Here is a 16,505-nt window from a genome sequence, read left to right as displayed (position 1 = left end):
CATCCTGAGGAGCCCACGGGCCAGGTCCGGTCATGTTCGGCAGGGGCCCGCGGCTGACCTCGGGCGACCGGGGTCGCGAGCGCAGACGCGGAAGCCCGTCCTCACGACACGGCACCTGCCTGCGGACCGTCGTCCTTCCGCCGGTCTGCCTGGGCTGCGACGAACACTTCGGCAGGACGTCCGCGGCGGCAGACACTGTGGCGCTCCGCCGTGATCGCACCGGAGCGCCAGTCACCGCAGGGGAACGAACTGACCGTTCGCGCGGCCGGACGCGTCGAGCAGTCGTCCCAGGTGCTTGTGCCGCCGGAGGACGACGGACCGGTCCATGATCCGCGCGTGCGGCAGACGAAGCTCCAACTCCGCCTCCAGATGGAGCACCTCCTGCTTCGCGCGGGCACCCGCCGCCACGATCAGGTTGAACGGTCCGGTCGCGCTTCCGGCGAACTGGACCGTCGGCATGCCGTCGAGCACCCCTCGGGCCCCGATCACCGTGGCGGCGGGGGCCTGGATGAAGTACCAGGTGGCGATCGGCCAGTTCGAGTGACAGGCCGCGACATCGGTCCGCAGTACGAGCGACCCGTCGTGCCGCAGGCGGGCGATCGCGTCGCTCACCTGCTGGGCGCTGATGCCGAGCTCCGTGGCCAGTGCCGCACAGGTCGCGCGGCCGTTGCGGGACAGCAGACGGCAGAGGTCGGCGGTGAGCGCCGTCCCGATTCGCTTGGCGGAGCCCGCGCGAGGTGGGCGCGGCGTGGGGATGTGTCTGCGCTGGGTGGGGCCCAACGTGTCGACGGTCCAGTCCGCCCCCTGTCGCAGCATCTCGTTGACGACGTGCGTGCGAACGCTCCGTACGCCGGGGATCGCACCCATGCGGTTCAGGGCGTACTCGGCGAGCTCCGCGTCGTCGCGGACCACGAGCGTCGCGATGAATTCCCGTCGGCCCGCGGTGAGGTCGATCGAACAGATCGCGGCATCGGCAGCGGCGGCGTCCGCGGCCGTGAGCACGGCGTCCGGCTCGCAGACGAACTCCACGAGTGCCAGTGTGCCTCCGGGGTCCGGGCCACCTGGAGCCGCGGTGATCCAGGCGAGCCCCGCGCGCTCGATGCGTGCCCAGCGCCGGGAGAGCGTCACGGCGTCACTGCCGAGCACGCCGGAGAGTACGTTCCAGGCCACTCTCGGCTCTATCTGGAGCGCGTGGATAATCTGCAAATCCAGCTTATCCAGGCTGTTCTGCTGCAATCATCACTCCTTTTACGCGAACTTCGTGCATCTTAGCCGCACTCTGCGCGCGCGGCTGATCCTGGCTGCCGACCTGCCCAGTGCCACCCCACGAACGGGACCATCCCCATGAACGAAGCATCCGCCTCAGGAGACAGCGCCAGAACCAGCGTCGGAGTCGCCCTCCTCCCCACCCTCCTCGCTCTCGAATTCTTCGCCGGAGTCATCCAGGGCTGGATCGGCCCGCTGCTCGGAGAGATCGGTTCCCACTACGGGATCACCGGCGGGGACCTGGGATGGGTCATCGCCGTCGGCCTGCTGTCATCGGCGGTCTCCGTTCCGTTGATGACCAACCTCGCGGACCGGTTCGGCCCCAGACGGCTGTTGGTGGTCGCCGCCTCGCTCACCGCCGCGGGTTCGCTCCTCATCGCGGTCGCACCGACCTTCACCTTCCTGATCGTTGGCTCGGTCGTCCAGGGCCCGATGGCGGCCATGCTGCCGATCGAGATGTCACTTCTGAAGCGGCACCGTCCGGACACGGCGAACCGCGCCGTCGGCGTGCTCGTCGGCGCGCTGACCCTGGGCGTGGCGCTGGGCGCCCTGACCAGCGGCTACCTCATGGAAGCAGTCGACGACCTCGTCGTCACCCAGTTGATCGGCGCGGCCCCGCTCGTCGTGATGACCGTCGTCGTCGGCCTTGTCGTACCCGCCACCGCGGGTGACCCCGGCCGGGCCGTCGACTGGGCCGGGGCGGGCACGTTGGGTGTCGCGCTCATCGGTGTCATGTCGGGCCTCGCGGCAGGGACGAACGTCGGCTGGACGTCGCCGTCCACACTTGCGCCACTCGTCGTCGGCGTGGCCCTCCTGCTCCTCTTCCTCGTCGTCGAGAACCGCGCCCGGATGCCGCTGTTCGACGTGAAGGTGCTGCGTCAGGCCCGTCTTGGCGTGCCGCTGCTGCTCGGTGCCCTCGTCTCCATGCCGCTCTTCGGCTCCGTGACCCCGACCGTGCTCTACCTCGGCGCCGATCCGGCCGAGTCCGGCTACGGGGCGGGCGTGTCCACCGGCGCGATCGGCGGTGTCTTCGCGTTCACGGTGTCGTTCCTGACGGCGGGCACGCTCGTGGCACCGCTCGTCGTGAGGTGGCTCGGTGTGCGGCTCGCCGTGTGCCTCGCGTGCCTGGTGCCGGTCGTCGGGTTGGCGGTGCTCGCCACCGGCCCGTCCGGCACGCTCGTCGTCGCAGCCCTGTTCTCACTCAACTCGCTCGGTACCGGCATCGCCCTCGCGGTCCTGCCCGGTGTCGTCATCGACCGGGCTCCCCAGTCGGCCCCCGCGTCCGTGTCGGGCCTGTACAACACGGGCCGTACGCTCGGCGGGTCGCTCGCGGGAGCCCTCGTGGCGACGATCATGGCCACCTTGGTGACAGCCACCGGCGGCACACCACTGCATGCCTTCCAGGTCATCTGGTACGTGTTCGCCGGCATCCTCGTGGCCGCCGCGCTCCTCGCCCTGCTGCTCGGGTCGCCGCGTCCGCGTGACACATCCGCCCCCACCGCCGAGCCCGCCCGGATCGGAGCGCTCTGATGACCCCCGTCCAGGACCGGGGCACACCTGAAGTCGCGGGAGCGGTCCCGACCGTCCGCCGACAGGTGCGTGCCGTGATCGACACGAACCGGGATCGGCTGGTCGCCCTCAGCCAGGCGATCGGCCACGACCCCGAGCTCGCCTTCGAAGAGCACCGTGCCTCGGCCCGCGTCGCCGACTTCCTCGAAGCCGAGGGCTTCGAAGTGGTCCGCGGTGTCTACGACCTGCCGACCGCCGTCGAGGCGACGTACGGCACCGGTGAGGTCACCGTCGCGGTCCTCGGCGAGTACGACGCCCTGCCCGGCATCGGTCACGCGTGCGGCCACAACATCATCGCCGCCGCCGGGGTCGGAGCCGCCCTCGGGCTTCGCGCGGTGGCGGACCGGCTCGGCATCCGGGTGAAGTTCCTGGGCACGCCGGCCGAGGAACTCGGCGGGGGCAAGATCCTCATGCTCCAGCGAGGTGCCTGGGACGATGCCACCTTCTCACTCATGGTGCACGGAGGGCCGTTCGCCCAGATGGTCTCCCGCGGGATCACCACACAGGCCTACGAGCGGATCGTCGCCACGTTCCGCGGGAAGACCGCGCACGCCGCCTTCGCACCGCACGACGGTGTGAACGCGGGAGACGCGATCACGCTCACGCAGGTCGGACTCGGTCTCCTCCGTCAGCAGCTGCGCAGGACGGTCACCGTCGGGTCCTTCGTCGTCGAGGCCGGCACCGCGACCAACGTCATCCCGGAGACGGGTGTTGTCGAGGTGGAGATCCGCGGCATCGCCGAGGGGGAGTGGAACGACGCGCGCGCCAGGGTGCGGCGGGTGCTCGAAGGGGCCGCGCTGGCGAGTGGGTGCGAGCTGGAGACAGCGCAACCAGAGCTGCCTTACGCACCGTTGAGACATGACGACGATCTCGCGGATCTCTTCGACAAGGTGATGGTCGAGGAACTGGGGTACGAGCTGACGCCACAGCCCGACGGCGGCACCCTCGGCTCGACCGACATGGGCAACGTCTCGCAGTACCTCCCGTCGATCCACCCCATGATCGCCCTGCTCGGTGTGGAGGCCACGCCTCACCACCAGAGCTTCGCCGCCGCGGCGGTGTCGCCCGCGGGTGACCGCGCGGTGATCGACGGCGCCACGGCTCTTGCGCTCGCCGCGGCGGCGGCCGTCGAGGATGACGTGATCCGGCGTAGGCTGCTCGCCGATCAGAGAGGCCGTCCGCGCTACCAGGACAGCCATGGCCAAGCGCTTGGCGTTCCGGTAGCCCGGTGATCGGCACTCGGAGTTCATGGGACGTCTGTGCGTCCGCCGGTCCGCTGGACGGTGACGCGGCTCCCATACACCGAGTCGATCCTGAACCACGCGGCCGAACCGGCGCCTTCTGTCCGCCAGTCCCGCCCAGCCCTGATTGCGCACTCCTCACCGAGGCCCAAGGTCACACCTCCATCGAACAGGGGCCATGAGTGATGAGCCAGCCGGAGAGCGATCAGAGGCGGCCGACGAGCGCGGCAAGGGCGTGGGCACCGGCGGACGTGCCGGTCCGCACCGCCGTCAGGAGTTCCATTCCCTGGGTCCCGCATCGCGCCGTCTCGACGGTCCGGTGTGTCGGATGACGTCGCCAGACGCAGCCTCCCTCACCGCCCGCGGTGTACAGCCCGCACGTCCCTGCCCACGCCGGGGCAGGGACGTGTCCTTTCTCAGGCCCAGGCGGTGACCGGCGCGAAGGAGCTGTCCTCCCGGAAGCCGGGGTTGAGCAGGTCGTAGGGGTCCACCCAGAGTTCGAAGCCGCGGTGCCGGATGCAGCGCCCGGGGTAGTTGTACGACACCAGGCGCACTGACCCACCGGCTGAGCCCGGCAGGGCGTAGAAGGTGGCGTCGGCGTTGAAGGTGGCCGTGCCGTCGGAGGTGGCGGCAACGACACGGAAGCCGAAGTGGCGCAGATAGCGGCCGTCGGAGAGACGGAAGGAGTAGCCGTCCGAGTCGGCGAGGCCAGCCACGATCGTGAGGCTCGCCTGCTGCTTGACGGCGGTTGTACTGCTCGACGTGACCTGTGTCAGGTAGCCGAGACTGTCCGAGCCGTACGAGGCGTAGTACGACGGAAAGTTGACCGACTGGAACGACCGTGTCACGCCCGTCGGCAGGGTGGTGCGGGCCTGCTCGGTCGAGGTGAGCGTGGTGAAGCCGAGGTGGTCGTAGCCGCCGCTGTTGGGGCCGTAGTCACCGCCGCCGCCCTCGGGTTCGACGACCTTCGCCATCGCGGCGGTGTTGGGCACGAACAGCCCCTTGCGCACCGCGTAGTGGTTGTACAGCTGCGCCCAGACCGGGCGGACCTCGCCCCGGCCGGCGGTGGAGATCTCGGTGAAGGTCTGGGACCCCGACCACACGCCCGGCGCGCCGTAGAACCAGTAGTAGTCGGTGAAGGGCACGTCGTCCTCGCCGAGGTTGTACTTGGCGACGTACTCGCACGCCTTCATGAACCGGTTGCTGTCGTAGCCGTAGAGGTCGATGCCCTGGTGCCAGGCCATTTCGCACACGCTGGCCATGAGGCCGATGCCGAGCATGCTGTGGCCCTGGTCCCGGCCGCTCTCCTGCCACTGGGCCAGGCCCTGGTCGGCGTAGACGTAGGGGACGGCGTTGGCTATGGAGCCCATGCCGCCGCCCGTCTTGAAGTAGTTCACGGCCTGGTCGACCTTGGCGGAGTCGTCGCAGAGGACGCCGATGGCCAGGACGGAGGCCATGTTGCACAGGTCCCAGCTGGCCCAGTAGTTGCTGAGGTAGGCGCCGTTGTGGTTGACCAGGAAGTTGTTGTTGAGCGGGTAGAACACGTTCAGCATCATGGTCTTGAACGCGTCGAGGTCGAACCCGCTGTAGCCGCGCAGGATTTCGGCGGCGTTCGCGATCTCGTAGCCGTAGATCCCGGAGGAGAGGAAGACGTCGGCCGTTCCCTGGAGCGAGGTGAGCGTGTTCGACCAGGCGTTGAGGATGGTCGCGGCGCACGCGGCGTACGAGGTGGTGCCGGTGATGCGCCAGCGCAGGGCGTTCTGGTAGGCGGCGGCGATGTCGTTGTAGAGCAGGCCGTAGTTCTCAGGAGTCCCGGCGCCCCGGTAGATGGTGGCGACCGCGCTGGGTGTCCAGGCGCTGGCCGCGTGGGCGTTGGCGGTGAGAGTGTTCCAGCCCGCGGTCCATGGCTGGGCTCCGGCGGAGACCTGGGTGGCAATGCGGGTGAGGTCGGCCGAGGTGTGGAGCAGGCCGGGGTGGACGTACGTCACGGCGGAGGCTGGGGACGCGGTGAGCAGGGGAGTGGTCACGGCCGCGGCGGACACACCGGCCGCTGCCTTGAGAACATCGCGCCGACTGCGTTGGCGGGCGTTGTTTTCCTGCATTTTTCTCTCCAAGTAAATGGCGAGGTTATGGAGTTGTGCGGTGTGAGGCCGCCGCCGGCCGGTGGGGGACGGACGGCGGCGGCATCTCGACCAGGGGCTTGCTTCAGAAGGAGGGCGGGAGGGGGATGAAGGAGCTGTCGGACTGGAGGAGGGAGTTGGTGGAGTCGTACTCGTCCACCCAGAGCTGGTAGTTCCGGTGGCGGACGCACCGGGTGGGGAAGTTGTGCGACATCAGCCGCACCGCCTGGTCGTCACCGGATCCGGTGACGGCGTGGAAGGTCGCGTCCTGCGCGAACAGGGAGGAGTTGTTGTTGGTGTCGAGCCGGATGCGGAAGCCGGAGTGGCGCAGGTAGCGGCCGTCGGCGGAGCGGAACGAGAAGCCGGCGGAGTCGGCGAGCCCGGCCACCACCGTGAAGGTGGCCTGCTCCTTGGCGGTGTCGCCACTGGCGGTGGTGACCTGGCTCAGGACACCGAGGGCGTCGGAGCCGTACGCGGCGTAGTAGGTCGGGAGGGCGACGGCCCGCAGCGACCGGATCGCTCCCACCACCAGCTTGCGGTTGGATTCCAGCAGGTCGTACGAGGCGTACACGGCGTCGATGAGGGCGTCCAGGTCGGCACCGGAGTTCGCGCCCTCGGTCTCGATACGGTCGAGTTCGGCGGTGAAGGCGGTGTAGCTGTCCTCCATGTAGGCCGACGCGTCGGTCCTGCGGGCCGTGGCGAGGACCTGGGCGAGGGTCTCGGCGACCGCGACCACGGAGTCCGCGGAGACCGCGCTGCCGCCGTCCGAGAGCGAGGCCGAGACCTTGAACCAGCGTCTGCCGTGGCGCAGTTCCTTCTGGGTCCAGCTGCGTTCCCGGGTGTCGGTGGCGACCTTGTCCCAGCCGACGGGGCTTTTCAGCGGGTCGGTGGCGGCCGTCTCGGCGTCGGTGGTCCGGTAGAGGGTGAAGCCGACGGCGTCCTCGGGCTTGTTCCAGGCGACGGTGGCCTTGTCGTCCGTGCGGGCGGCGATGTACGGCAGCAGCGCGCCGTTGCGGGCGTCCTGCACCTTGACGGTGGCGAGGGTCGCGTCGCCGGAGGCGGCCACGCCGGCGTGCACGGCGTAGGGGAGGGGCATGAGCATGGAGCCGACGTAGGTCCAGGTGCTGCCCTCGGGTGAGGCGAACGCGACGACCTGGTGGGTCTGGTAGTCGCGGGTCAGCCGCAGGTAGGGGTAGTCGGCGGCGCTGAAGTCGCTGACGTCCGCGGAGCGGGGGGAGCGGACCTGGTCCTGCCAGTCGTGGCGGCTGTCCCGGTCGCGGTTGCCGAGGACGAGCTTGCCGTCGGCGTCGACGCCGAAGTAGAGATAGCGCGTGTTGGCGTCGATCTTGTCGCGCAGCATCAGGCCGGTCAGGGCGCCCCTTCGGTCGTCGACCCGGGCCGTGACGGATCCGCTTCCGGCGAGGACCCGGCTGACGAACAGCAGCGAGTCCTCGATGTCCCGGCTGTCCACCCGGTAGTCGTCGCCCTTGCCGAGTCCGGTGCCGTTCCCGCCGGCGATGGAGATCGTCGCGCCGCTCACGGACGACCTGCCCTTGGTCTGCGAGCCGAGCCGGTCGTCGCGCCAGCAGGTGCCGAGCAGGTTCGCGGACGTCGGTGCCGCGAGCGTGGCCTCGGCGCGCCAGGAGGCCCAGCCGCGCCCGGCGCTGTTCACGGCGGTGACCGAATAGTAGTACGTGCGGCCCCGCTTGGCCTTCGTGTCGCTCCAGTACAAGCCCTTGACGCCGCTCGCGACGGTCTCGTAGTCGCCGCTCTCACGGGTGGCGCGCTTGATCGTGTACGACTCCGCGCCCGCGGTCGACGTCCAGGTGAGGCCGATGTCGTTGTCGCCGGGCAGGGCGGCGGCGTAGCGGACGACGGAGGGCAGCAGAACCTCGGTCGTGCCCTCGGAGAGCCTGAGGATCACTGCGGTGAAGGGCGCGACGGAGACCTTGCCGTCGCTGATCTTGAGCTTCTTCCCGGAGACCAGGTCGAGGATGGTGGACCCGCGGTGGCTGGTGGGGACGGCGAGCTGGTAGGTCTGCTTGTTGCCGTAGTCCTTGCGGGTGGTGTTGACGCCGAAGAGATAGGAGCCGTAGCGGGCGGTGAGGAAGTCGGTGTAGCCGGAGTAGGGGGTGTCGGCCTCGAAGTTCTCCCGCTGGACGGTGCCGACGCCCGGCTGGTAGGCGATCGGGCAGATCTCCCCGGCGAGCGCCTGCGGCGCCCAGTTGTCGCCGGTGCCGATGTCCTCCATGAAGTCGGCGTCGATGTTGTCGGTGCGGGCCCAGTAGTCGCGGTGCTGGAACAGGCCGTTGGTGTGCAGTTGCACGATGTGTTCGTACGTCGGGGCGATCACGTGCAGCCGGCCGCTCCCGGCGACGCCCCGGTTCTGCACGAACAGCGAACCGAAGATCCGCAGGTCGCCGTCGCGCAGGGAGACGAACATGTTGTCGATGTCGACCCAGGCGAACTGCCGGTAGTCGTCCGGGTTCACGCCCAGCGCGCTGATCTCGGTGGAGCTGTAGGCGCCGAAGTCGGTCTGCGGCAGCACCTTCCCGGCCGGCTCCCGGGTCTTGAGGTAGGCCCAGGTCTCGGCGATCCGCAGGTCGACCTTGGGCCAGGCGGTGACGTAGTCGAAGTGGTTGAAGTACTGGTGGTCGGCGAGCTGCTGCTGGGTGAAGCCGACCGCCTCGGCCGCGTAACCCCGGTACTCGGTCCACTCGGAGCCCGCGTAGCGGCCGGGGTCGGACTTCATGTGCGCTTCGACGGCGGCCAGGAACAGCGACTGGCCCCAGTTGCTGCGGGTCGAGTAGCCGGGGATGCCAGGGACGTAGATGTTGCGCTCGTCGATGAAGCCCTCGGTGCGCATCAGCCGGTTCTCACCGGCGTCGTCGGCCCCCGCGTAGCGGGTGAAACCGCGGGCGTGGAGGTTGGTCAGGGTCAGTTTGAGGATGTCGTCGTTGAGCTGCTCGTCGCCCTTGTGACCGAGGGTCTTGAAGAAGTACTCGCCGCAGTAACGGGAAGCCTCCTCGCCGTAGTTGCCGACGTAGGTGTTCTCGCGGGTCAGGCCGGCCGCGGTGATGCCGGTGTAGTGCTTGCCGTAGGGCAGGCGCCGTACGATCTCGCCGTCCGCGTCGAGTTTGCTCTTGGCGAGGCCCTTGCCGACGATCTGGACGAAGTCGTCGGTGAAGCGTGCCTGGGTGTCGTGGTAGAAGAGCGAGTGGTACAGGTCGAGGTCCTCGCCGTCCGGGCCCACCAGGACCTCTTCGCCGAGGAAGGGGACGAAGCCGAGGGCCTCGCCGAGGATGGCGTGGCTGCGGGCCCGGCCCTCGTAGAAGGAGGAGCCGATGACGCGCAGACCCTCGTGGGCCTCCCAGGCGCCTTCGTAGGTGTAGAGCACCTGGTTGTAGATGTACGACAGCCGGGCGCGGGCGAAGTCGAAGTTGGCCTTGAGGCAACGCCCCCAGGCGGCCCGCCGGGTCAGGGTGGAGCCGTCGAAGTCGACGTCCTTGAGTGAGGTGTTCCCGTTCTCCGTGCCGGTGGTGAACTCCTCGTCGAGGAAGGCGGTGAAGGCGTCCTGGCCGTAGATGTCGTCGTCGGCGATGACGTTCTCGGCGATGTAGAGGGCTTCGCCGAGTGCGCCGTAGTAGCCGCCCCAGTCGCCCTGGTGGCCGCCGCGCAGGACCAGTCCGGTGTTTCCGTAGTAGTCCTTGACGTGGTTGTCGACGCACTTGAAGAGCCGCAGCAGGGCGGTCTTCCGCTCCGCCGCCGTGGTGGCCGGGCACCAGTCGGTGGTCAGCGCCCCGGCGTAGAAACGCAGGTCGTCGACGTACCGGACGATCGACATGTTGCCGGAGGCGGAGGCGTCGACATTGGCGGACAGGATGTTGAAGATGTTGATCTGGGTCGCCCGCAGGTCGTCGATGAGCTGCTGCTTCTCGTCGTCGCTCAGGTCGGCCGGGGTACTGGCGGGCGGGGTGTACGAGGGCAGGTCCTCGCCGGACACGTCCAGCAGGCCGGCGGTGTGGGTGTAGACGGCGTAGTAGCCGCGGGAGTTCGAGGTCACCTTGCCGGAGTAGCCGCCGTCGTAGGTGCGCAGGGTGATCTCCACCTGCTCGCGGCCGGTGGTCATCTCGATCGGCAGCATCACGGTCGAGTAGTAGAAGCGGCCAGGGACCGGCTTGGAGAAGCCGAAGCTGAACGGCTCGTAGTCTGAGTTGCGGCGGAAGCCGATCTGCTCGCCGTTGAGGTAGGCGAGGGTGGTGTACGCCGAACTGTCCTCGCCCCACAGCTTCAGGGTCAGGTAGTTCTGTGCCGAGGGGTCGGTCTTCATGGTGAAGCGGAGTTCGCCGCCCCGGACCGTGGCCGGGTCGAGGGGGGTGGCCACGCGCGCCTTGACAGCGTTGCCACCCGTCACGACGGAGCTGCCGTCGGTGATGAGGGCATGGGCGGTTTCGGAGTCCTCGTCGCCGAGGACGAGTCTGTCGACCAGTCCGGCGGCCCTGGTCCTTGCGGACTCGGCCGCGTAGGCGGCGGGCGCCGACTGCCAGAGCCAGCTGCTCGCCGTGGCGGCGGCTCCGACGGCGGCTGTCTGGACGAAACGACGGCGACTCAGAGCGGATTCAAGCATGGCGAAACGTCCCTTTCGGTCGGGCGGTGGTCAGGAGAACTCCGGGAACGCTCCGGTGTTCAGGAAGCGGGGTGCCGCGTCGCGCGGAAGACGGTGAAGGAGTACGGCGGCAGTTCGTGCTCGGCCGGCTCGGAGGGCGGCAGAGCCACGGTGACCGGATCGGCGGGGGCCGGGGCGAACGGCTTGCCGTCATCCGGGTCGGCGGTCAGGACGGTCGCGGTGACCTGCGGGAACCGCTCATCCTGAGTGCGGAGGTCGAGAACGGTGGTCACCGTGTTCGCGGTCGTGTTGGCGACCTTGACGATCACGTCCCCGGTCCGGCTGTCGCGGACGGAGGAGACGGCGAAGCGCTCCGGGGCACGCCGTACGTCGACCAGGTCGTGGACCGGTGTTCCGTCGAGGAAGCAGCGGATGTGGCTGCCGCGCAGTTCGATCCGGACGTCGTACCAGCGGCCGGTCTCCATGGGGTGCGGTACCGGATCGACCAGGTCGTGGACGATGGTGTCGTCGCTGCGCTGAAGGGTGAGGGAGAGGTTCTTCCAGCCTCCGAGGTTCCACTGGTAGTGGTCGCCCGGGGCGGTCCGTCCGAAGCCGACGATGAAGCCCTCTGCCCCGCCCGTACGCCGGGCCCGCAGGGTGATGACGCAGTCCCCGGCCGGTGCCGTGGCGGCCAGGACGGCTACGGCCTGCCCGTCGTCGTCGGTCTGGCGGAGAACGCCTTCGACGGCCTCCCATGTCCCGGCCAGCGGCTCCCAGCCGCCGGACGCACTGCCGTTCACCCGGATGTCGGCGAACTCCGCCCGGGAGGCGCAGGTGCCGAGGCTGATGCCGCGCCGGTCGGAATCCGGCTCTGGCCGGGCGGGGTCGGCCGGGCCGCCGGAGACGGTCAGCGGCAGCCGGGTGTCGCCGGAGTTCACCGAATGCATCTGCTGGACGTGGTAGTTGAGCGTCTTGTGGACGCGGGTGTTGTCGAAGTAGATCAGGTCCGGCACCCACTGGGTGTTGCCCACCTTGGCCAGCAGCGGGGCGTAGGAGGACAGTTGGACCACGTCGCCGGCACGTTCCATGGCAATCATGAACGTGGCCTCGGCGAGCGCGCTGAGCATGGTGTTGGACCGGGCGGCGTACTCGCCGACGTAGACCTTCGGGCCGGAGCGGTCGAGGTCGTCGAACCGGTGGGTGTTCTCCAGGAACCACCGCGGGCTTTTATAAGCGTGCTCGTCCACCACCTCGACGCCGAGCTTGCGGGCGAAGTCCCAGCCGGCCTCCCATTCGTCGCCGACCGGCGAGGGGCCGGCCGTCCCGATCAGGGTGAGCTCCGGGTGGTGTTCACGCAGTGCCTCGTGGATGCGGGCGAAGCGGTCCTTGAACGCGGGGGTGATGAGGTCCTCGTTGCCGATGCCCAGGTACTCGAGGCCGAACGGCTCGGGGTGGCCGGCCGCCGCCCGCACCGAGCCCCAGGGGGAGTCCGCCGGTCCGTTGGCGTACTCGACGAGATCCAGCACCTCCTCGATGTACGCCGGCATGTCCTCCTCGCCGATGGCCTGCTGCCCGCCCGGTGTGTTCTGGCAGCAGACCCCGGCGGCGACCACCGGAAGAGGCTTGGCGCCGATGTCCTCGCAGAACTGGAAGTACTCGAAGTAGCCGAGCCCGGCGGACTGGTGGTAGCCCCACAGGTTCCGCTGGGTGCGGCGCGACTCCAGCGGGCCGAGCGTGTCCTTCCAGCGGTACATGTTGCCCAGGCCGTCACCGTGGACGAGACAGCCGCCGGGGAATCGGACGAACTTCGGCTTCAGGTCGGCGATCGCCTGTGCGAGATCGGCGCGCAGCCCGTTCGGCCGGTTGCGGTAGGTGGCTTCGGGGAAGAGCGAGACGAATGCCAGGTGGAGTGAGCCTCGGGTGTCCGCGAGGATGGTGAAACGTGCGTCGGGATCGGTCGACGTGGCCTCGACCGTGCCGGTGTACCAGGTCCATTCGTCGGAGGCGACCGTACCGACGGTCACCGCGCCCAGTGTCGCGCCGACCGTCGTCTCCAGGAGTGCGGTGAGTTCCGCCGGTCCGCCTGCGACGCTGCGGGCCAGGACCCGCACGGTGTAGCGGGCGCCGGCCGTGATGGCGATCCCTCCGAAGCCGCCGTTGCGCAGGCCCGCCGCGGTACCCGGGTCGCCCACGCGCAGTTCGGCGTACGGGCGGCCGTCCGCGCCCGCCGTCACTCCGGCGGCTCCGATGAGTTCCCAACCGGTCAGGGAATGCCAGTCGGTGCGGTCGTCCTCCGAGTACGAGAAGGACCGGTTGCGGACGAGTTCCGCGTACAGGCCGCCGTCCGCGGCGTGGTTGAGGTCCTCGAAGAAGATCCCGAAGATATCGGGACTGATGGGTGTTCCCGCCGCCGAGGCGTCGACCGTGATGACCGCCCTGGACTGATGCATGTGGGGTTGCCTTTCTTCTTTCCCGTCCGGCCCAGGGCTACTTCAGGCTGCCGAGGGTGACACCGGTACGCCAGTACCGCTGCATGGAGAGCATGAGGATCACCATCGGGATGAGGGAGATGATCGAGCCGACGACGACCAGGCTGACCAGGTCGACCGAACTGTCGGTCTTCACCTTCAGCCAGGAGTACAGGCCGAGCATGACGGTCCACTTCTCGCTGCTGCGCAGGAACACCAGGGGCCCGAAGAACGAGTTCCACATCCCCACGAACCCGAGCAGGAAGATCGTGGCCGCGCCGGTGGACATCAGGCGGGCACCGATCTGGAAGAAGATGCGGTACTCGCCTGCGCCGTCGATGCGTGCGGCCTCCAGGAGCTCCGGCGGGATGGCCCCTTCGGCGTACACCTTGGCGAGGTAGACGGAGAAGGCGTTGAAGAAACTCGGCACGATCATCGCTGTGGCGGTGTCGACCATGCCCAGGTCGGTGAAGAGCAGGAAGGACGGGATGGTGAGCAGGGCGCCCGGCACCAGGAAGGAGCCGATGATGCAGCCCATGAGGAAGCCGCGGCCCCGGAACTCGTACATGGCCAGGCCATAGCCGCAGGCCACGCAGACCAGAGTCATGCCGGCGGTGCCGACGACGCCGTAGAACAGGGTGTTCCCCATCCACCTGAGGAAGATGCCGTCCTGGTAGGTGAAGAGGTCCTTGAGGTTGTTCCAGAGGTTGATGTCCGTGAACCACAGGCCGTTGGACGTGTACAGCTCGCCCCGGCTTTTGGTCGCCGCGACGATCAGCCACCAGACCGGGGCCAGCGAGTAGACCGTGAAGAGCACCAGACCGGAGATGACCAGGGCCTTGGTGCGGGTGCTGTGACGGCTTCGGCCGGGCTCCGCGCGCAGCCGGATCCTCGGCCGCCTAACGCCCGGGGGCGTGGTACCGGTGGCCGGCTGCCCAGTGGTGGTGTCCAGGATCGTGGTCATGAGGTGGGTGCCTTGTTCGTGAGCCGGTAGAAGAGGGCGGAGGCCGTGCCGACGACGAGCGCGAGGATGATCGACAGGGCGGCCGCGTAGTTGAACTCGCCCTGACTGAAGGCCCAGTCGTAGATGGCCATGATCGGAGTGAAGTCGCGGGTGACGGTCTCCGGTGTCATCGACCGGAAGAGCATCGGGTCGCTGAAGATCTGCAGGGTCCCGATGATGCTCAGCACGCTGGTGAGGACCAGCGACCGGCGTACCAGCGGCACCTTGATCGACCAGGCGATCCGCCACTCCGAGGCACCGTCGATGCGCGCGCTGTCGTAGATCTCCGGGGGTACGGCGCGCAGGGCGGCGTACACGATCAGCATGTTGAACCCGATGCTGCTCCACGCCATGAGATTGCCGATCGAGATCCAGATCATGGAACCGCTGTAGAAGTCCGCCTCGATCCCGAAGAGCCGGAAGAACGGTGTCAGGGGGCCGACCACCGGGCTGTACAGGTAGATCCAGATCAGAATGGCGACGATGCCCGGGATCATGAAGGGGACGAGGAGCAGCAGCCGGAAGCGGTCGGCGAGGCGCTGCGAGGCCGCGTCGAGGAGCAGCGCCAGGCCGACACTGGCCAGCTGGATCAGCGGGATGGCGATCGCCGCGAAGAGCGCGACCCTTCCCATAGCGCTCCAGAACCGGATGTCCTGGAGACCTTGGACGAAGTTGTCGAGACCGACGAACTGGATCGTCTTCCCGCCGAAGCCCAGCCCCGAACTCTGCGCCTTGTAGAGGCTCTGCTTCAGGGCCATGACCATCGGGGTCACGGTGAAGAGCGCGAAGCCGAGGAAGAAGGGGACGGTGAAGGAGGCGCCCTTGAGCGCCATGACCTTCTTCCATCTCAACGGCGCGGTACGGGGAGGCTGCTGGCCGGCGACAGTCATGGGATCAGCTTTCGACGTTGATGTTCTTCGACTTCAGGTCGTCGACGGTGAACTTCTGCATGTGCTCCAGAGCTTCACGTACCGTGATCTTCTTGGCTGCGACCTGCGCCCACTGGTCCTGGAGCTCGGCGAAGACACCGGTGTAGTTCGGCCCGACCACCCAGGAGTCCCGGCCGGCCTTGACCGACTTGAGGATCACTTCCTTTGTCTCCGACTTGTGGGTGCCGAAGAGCTTGCTGGGCACGGCGGAGTCGACCCACGGCGACGGGTCGGGGATGGCGCCCGGCCAGGAGTACGACTTGGTCTGGGAGTTGTAGGAGGCGTTGATGGCGTCCTTGGAGGTCATCTTCCAGACCGAGGCCTCGACGGCCTCCTTGAGGTGCTCGCAGCCCTTGGGAATGAGTTCCGCGGCGCCGTGGGCCATGGTCGTGAACTGCGTCGCGTCCGAGAACTGGGGCAGGTCGATCGCCTGCCAGTCGCCCAGCGACTTCTTGTAGTCGATCTCGTAGGCGCCCAGCTGCCAGACCTGGGTCACCAAAGAGACCATCTTGCCCGAGTCGAAGTACTTGATCAATGCGGGTTTGTCCATGTATGTCTGGTTCGCCACCAGGTCGTTGTCGACCAACTGCTGGACGACGTCGGCGGCCTTCAGCGACTCGGGCGACAGGAAGTCGACCTTCCAGGAGTCGCCGTCGATCCCGTACCAGGAGCCGCCTGCCTGCTGGACCAGGCCGACCAGCGTGGAGGGATCCTCGCCGGCCATGTTCATCACGTACACGCCGTGCTTCTTGAGTGTCTTGCCGGCCGTGATGACGTCGTCCCAGGTCTTGGGGACGTCGACGCCGTACTTGTCGTAGACCGCCCGGTTGATGAGCATGAACGACGGCTGAGAGCCGGAGGGCACGCCGTAGTATTTGCCCCCCGCCTGGGCCCCGGCGGGGGCGGCCTTGTTGAAGACACCCTTCTCGACGTAGGGCTCGACGTACTCCGTGACGTCGGCGAGCAGCCCTTCCGCGGCGAGGCTCGGGACCTCGGCGCCGCCCCAGTTCTGCACCAGGCACGGCACGCCCTTGCCGGCCGCGACCGCGTTGCGCACGTTCGCGGCGGTGCTGGTGTCGTCTGCCTGCTTGACGTACTTCAGCTTGATGTCGGTGTGGGTCGAGTTGAACTTGTCCACGATGGGCTGGGTGTACTGCGTCTCGCCCCAGCCCCACATCTCGATGGTGACCGGTCCGTCGGAGCCGGCGGCGGTGTTGTTGCCGCTGCTGCAGCCGGCCAGGACGACGGAGAGCGCTGCCGCGGTCGCCGCGGCGACTCTGCCTTGCTTGCGGTTCATGAAACC

The 16,505-nt window shown here is 68.4% G+C and carries 9 protein-coding genes; 2 read left to right on the top strand and 7 right to left on the bottom strand.

From position 1 onward, the window contains the following. Positions 1–231 precede the first annotated feature (231 nt). Positions 232–1,170 (bottom strand): Lrp/AsnC ligand binding domain-containing protein, encoded by a 939-nt coding sequence (locus CW359_RS03330; protein ID WP_105968142.1) that lies wholly within the window; start codon positions 1,168–1,170, stop codon positions 232–234. 174 nt (positions 1,171–1,344) lie between these two features. Here CW359_RS03330 and CW359_RS03325 point away from each other — a divergent pair, with 174 nt between their 5' ends. Then, the gene (locus CW359_RS03325; protein ID WP_105968141.1) at positions 1,345–2,796 is read left to right on the top strand and encodes an MFS transporter; all 1,452 of its coding nucleotides are present in this window, start codon (positions 1,345–1,347) and stop codon (positions 2,794–2,796) included. Continuing rightward, positions 2,796–4,067, top strand: coding sequence for a M20 family metallopeptidase (locus CW359_RS03320; protein WP_105968140.1), 1,272 nt, complete (start codon positions 2,796–2,798; stop codon positions 4,065–4,067). The genes CW359_RS03325 and CW359_RS03320 overlap by 1 nt, the downstream gene beginning before the upstream one ends. Before the next feature lie 425 nt (positions 4,068–4,492). Here the strand turns inward: CW359_RS03320 and CW359_RS03315 are convergent, their stop codons facing one another. The 6 genes from CW359_RS03315 to CW359_RS03290 all read right to left on the bottom strand — a co-directional run bounded on the left by CW359_RS03315 (position 4,493) and on the right by CW359_RS03290 (position 16,499). Then, positions 4,493–6,178 carry an AbfB domain-containing protein gene (locus CW359_RS03315; RefSeq protein WP_157968475.1) on the bottom strand — a complete coding sequence of 562 codons (1,686 nt, stop codon included), beginning with the start codon at positions 6,176–6,178 and terminating at the stop codon, positions 4,493–4,495. A gap of 103 nt (positions 6,179–6,281) precedes the next feature. Continuing rightward, positions 6,282–10,823 (bottom strand): AbfB domain-containing protein, encoded by a 4,542-nt coding sequence (locus CW359_RS47060; RefSeq protein WP_105968139.1) that lies wholly within the window; start codon positions 10,821–10,823, stop codon positions 6,282–6,284. Positions 10,824–10,882: 59 nt separating this feature from the next. Then, on the bottom strand, positions 10,883–13,252 hold the full coding sequence (locus CW359_RS03305; RefSeq protein ID WP_105968138.1) for an alpha-L-arabinofuranosidase C-terminal domain-containing protein: 2,370 nt from the start codon (positions 13,250–13,252) through the stop codon (positions 10,883–10,885). A 37-nt stretch (positions 13,253–13,289) separates the two neighbouring features. Next, the gene (locus CW359_RS03300) at positions 13,290–14,234 is read right to left on the bottom strand and encodes a carbohydrate ABC transporter permease (protein ID WP_105968137.1); all 945 of its coding nucleotides are present in this window, start codon (positions 14,232–14,234) and stop codon (positions 13,290–13,292) included. Continuing rightward, positions 14,231–15,163: a carbohydrate ABC transporter permease gene (locus CW359_RS03295; RefSeq protein WP_232838190.1), complete on the bottom strand. Its 933-nt coding sequence runs from the start codon at positions 15,161–15,163 to the stop codon at positions 14,231–14,233. The genes CW359_RS03300 and CW359_RS03295 overlap by 4 nt, the downstream gene beginning before the upstream one ends. Before the next feature lie 4 nt (positions 15,164–15,167). Further along, positions 15,168–16,499 carry an ABC transporter substrate-binding protein gene (locus CW359_RS03290; RefSeq protein WP_105968135.1) on the bottom strand — a complete coding sequence of 444 codons (1,332 nt, stop codon included), beginning with the start codon at positions 16,497–16,499 and terminating at the stop codon, positions 15,168–15,170. Positions 16,500–16,505: the final 6 nt, after the last annotated feature.

This window comes from Streptomyces geranii (genome assembly GCF_002954775.1).
Classification (GTDB): domain Bacteria; phylum Actinomycetota; class Actinomycetes; order Streptomycetales; family Streptomycetaceae; genus Streptomyces; species Streptomyces geranii.
This window is presented reverse-complemented; position numbering and strand designations above follow the sequence as displayed.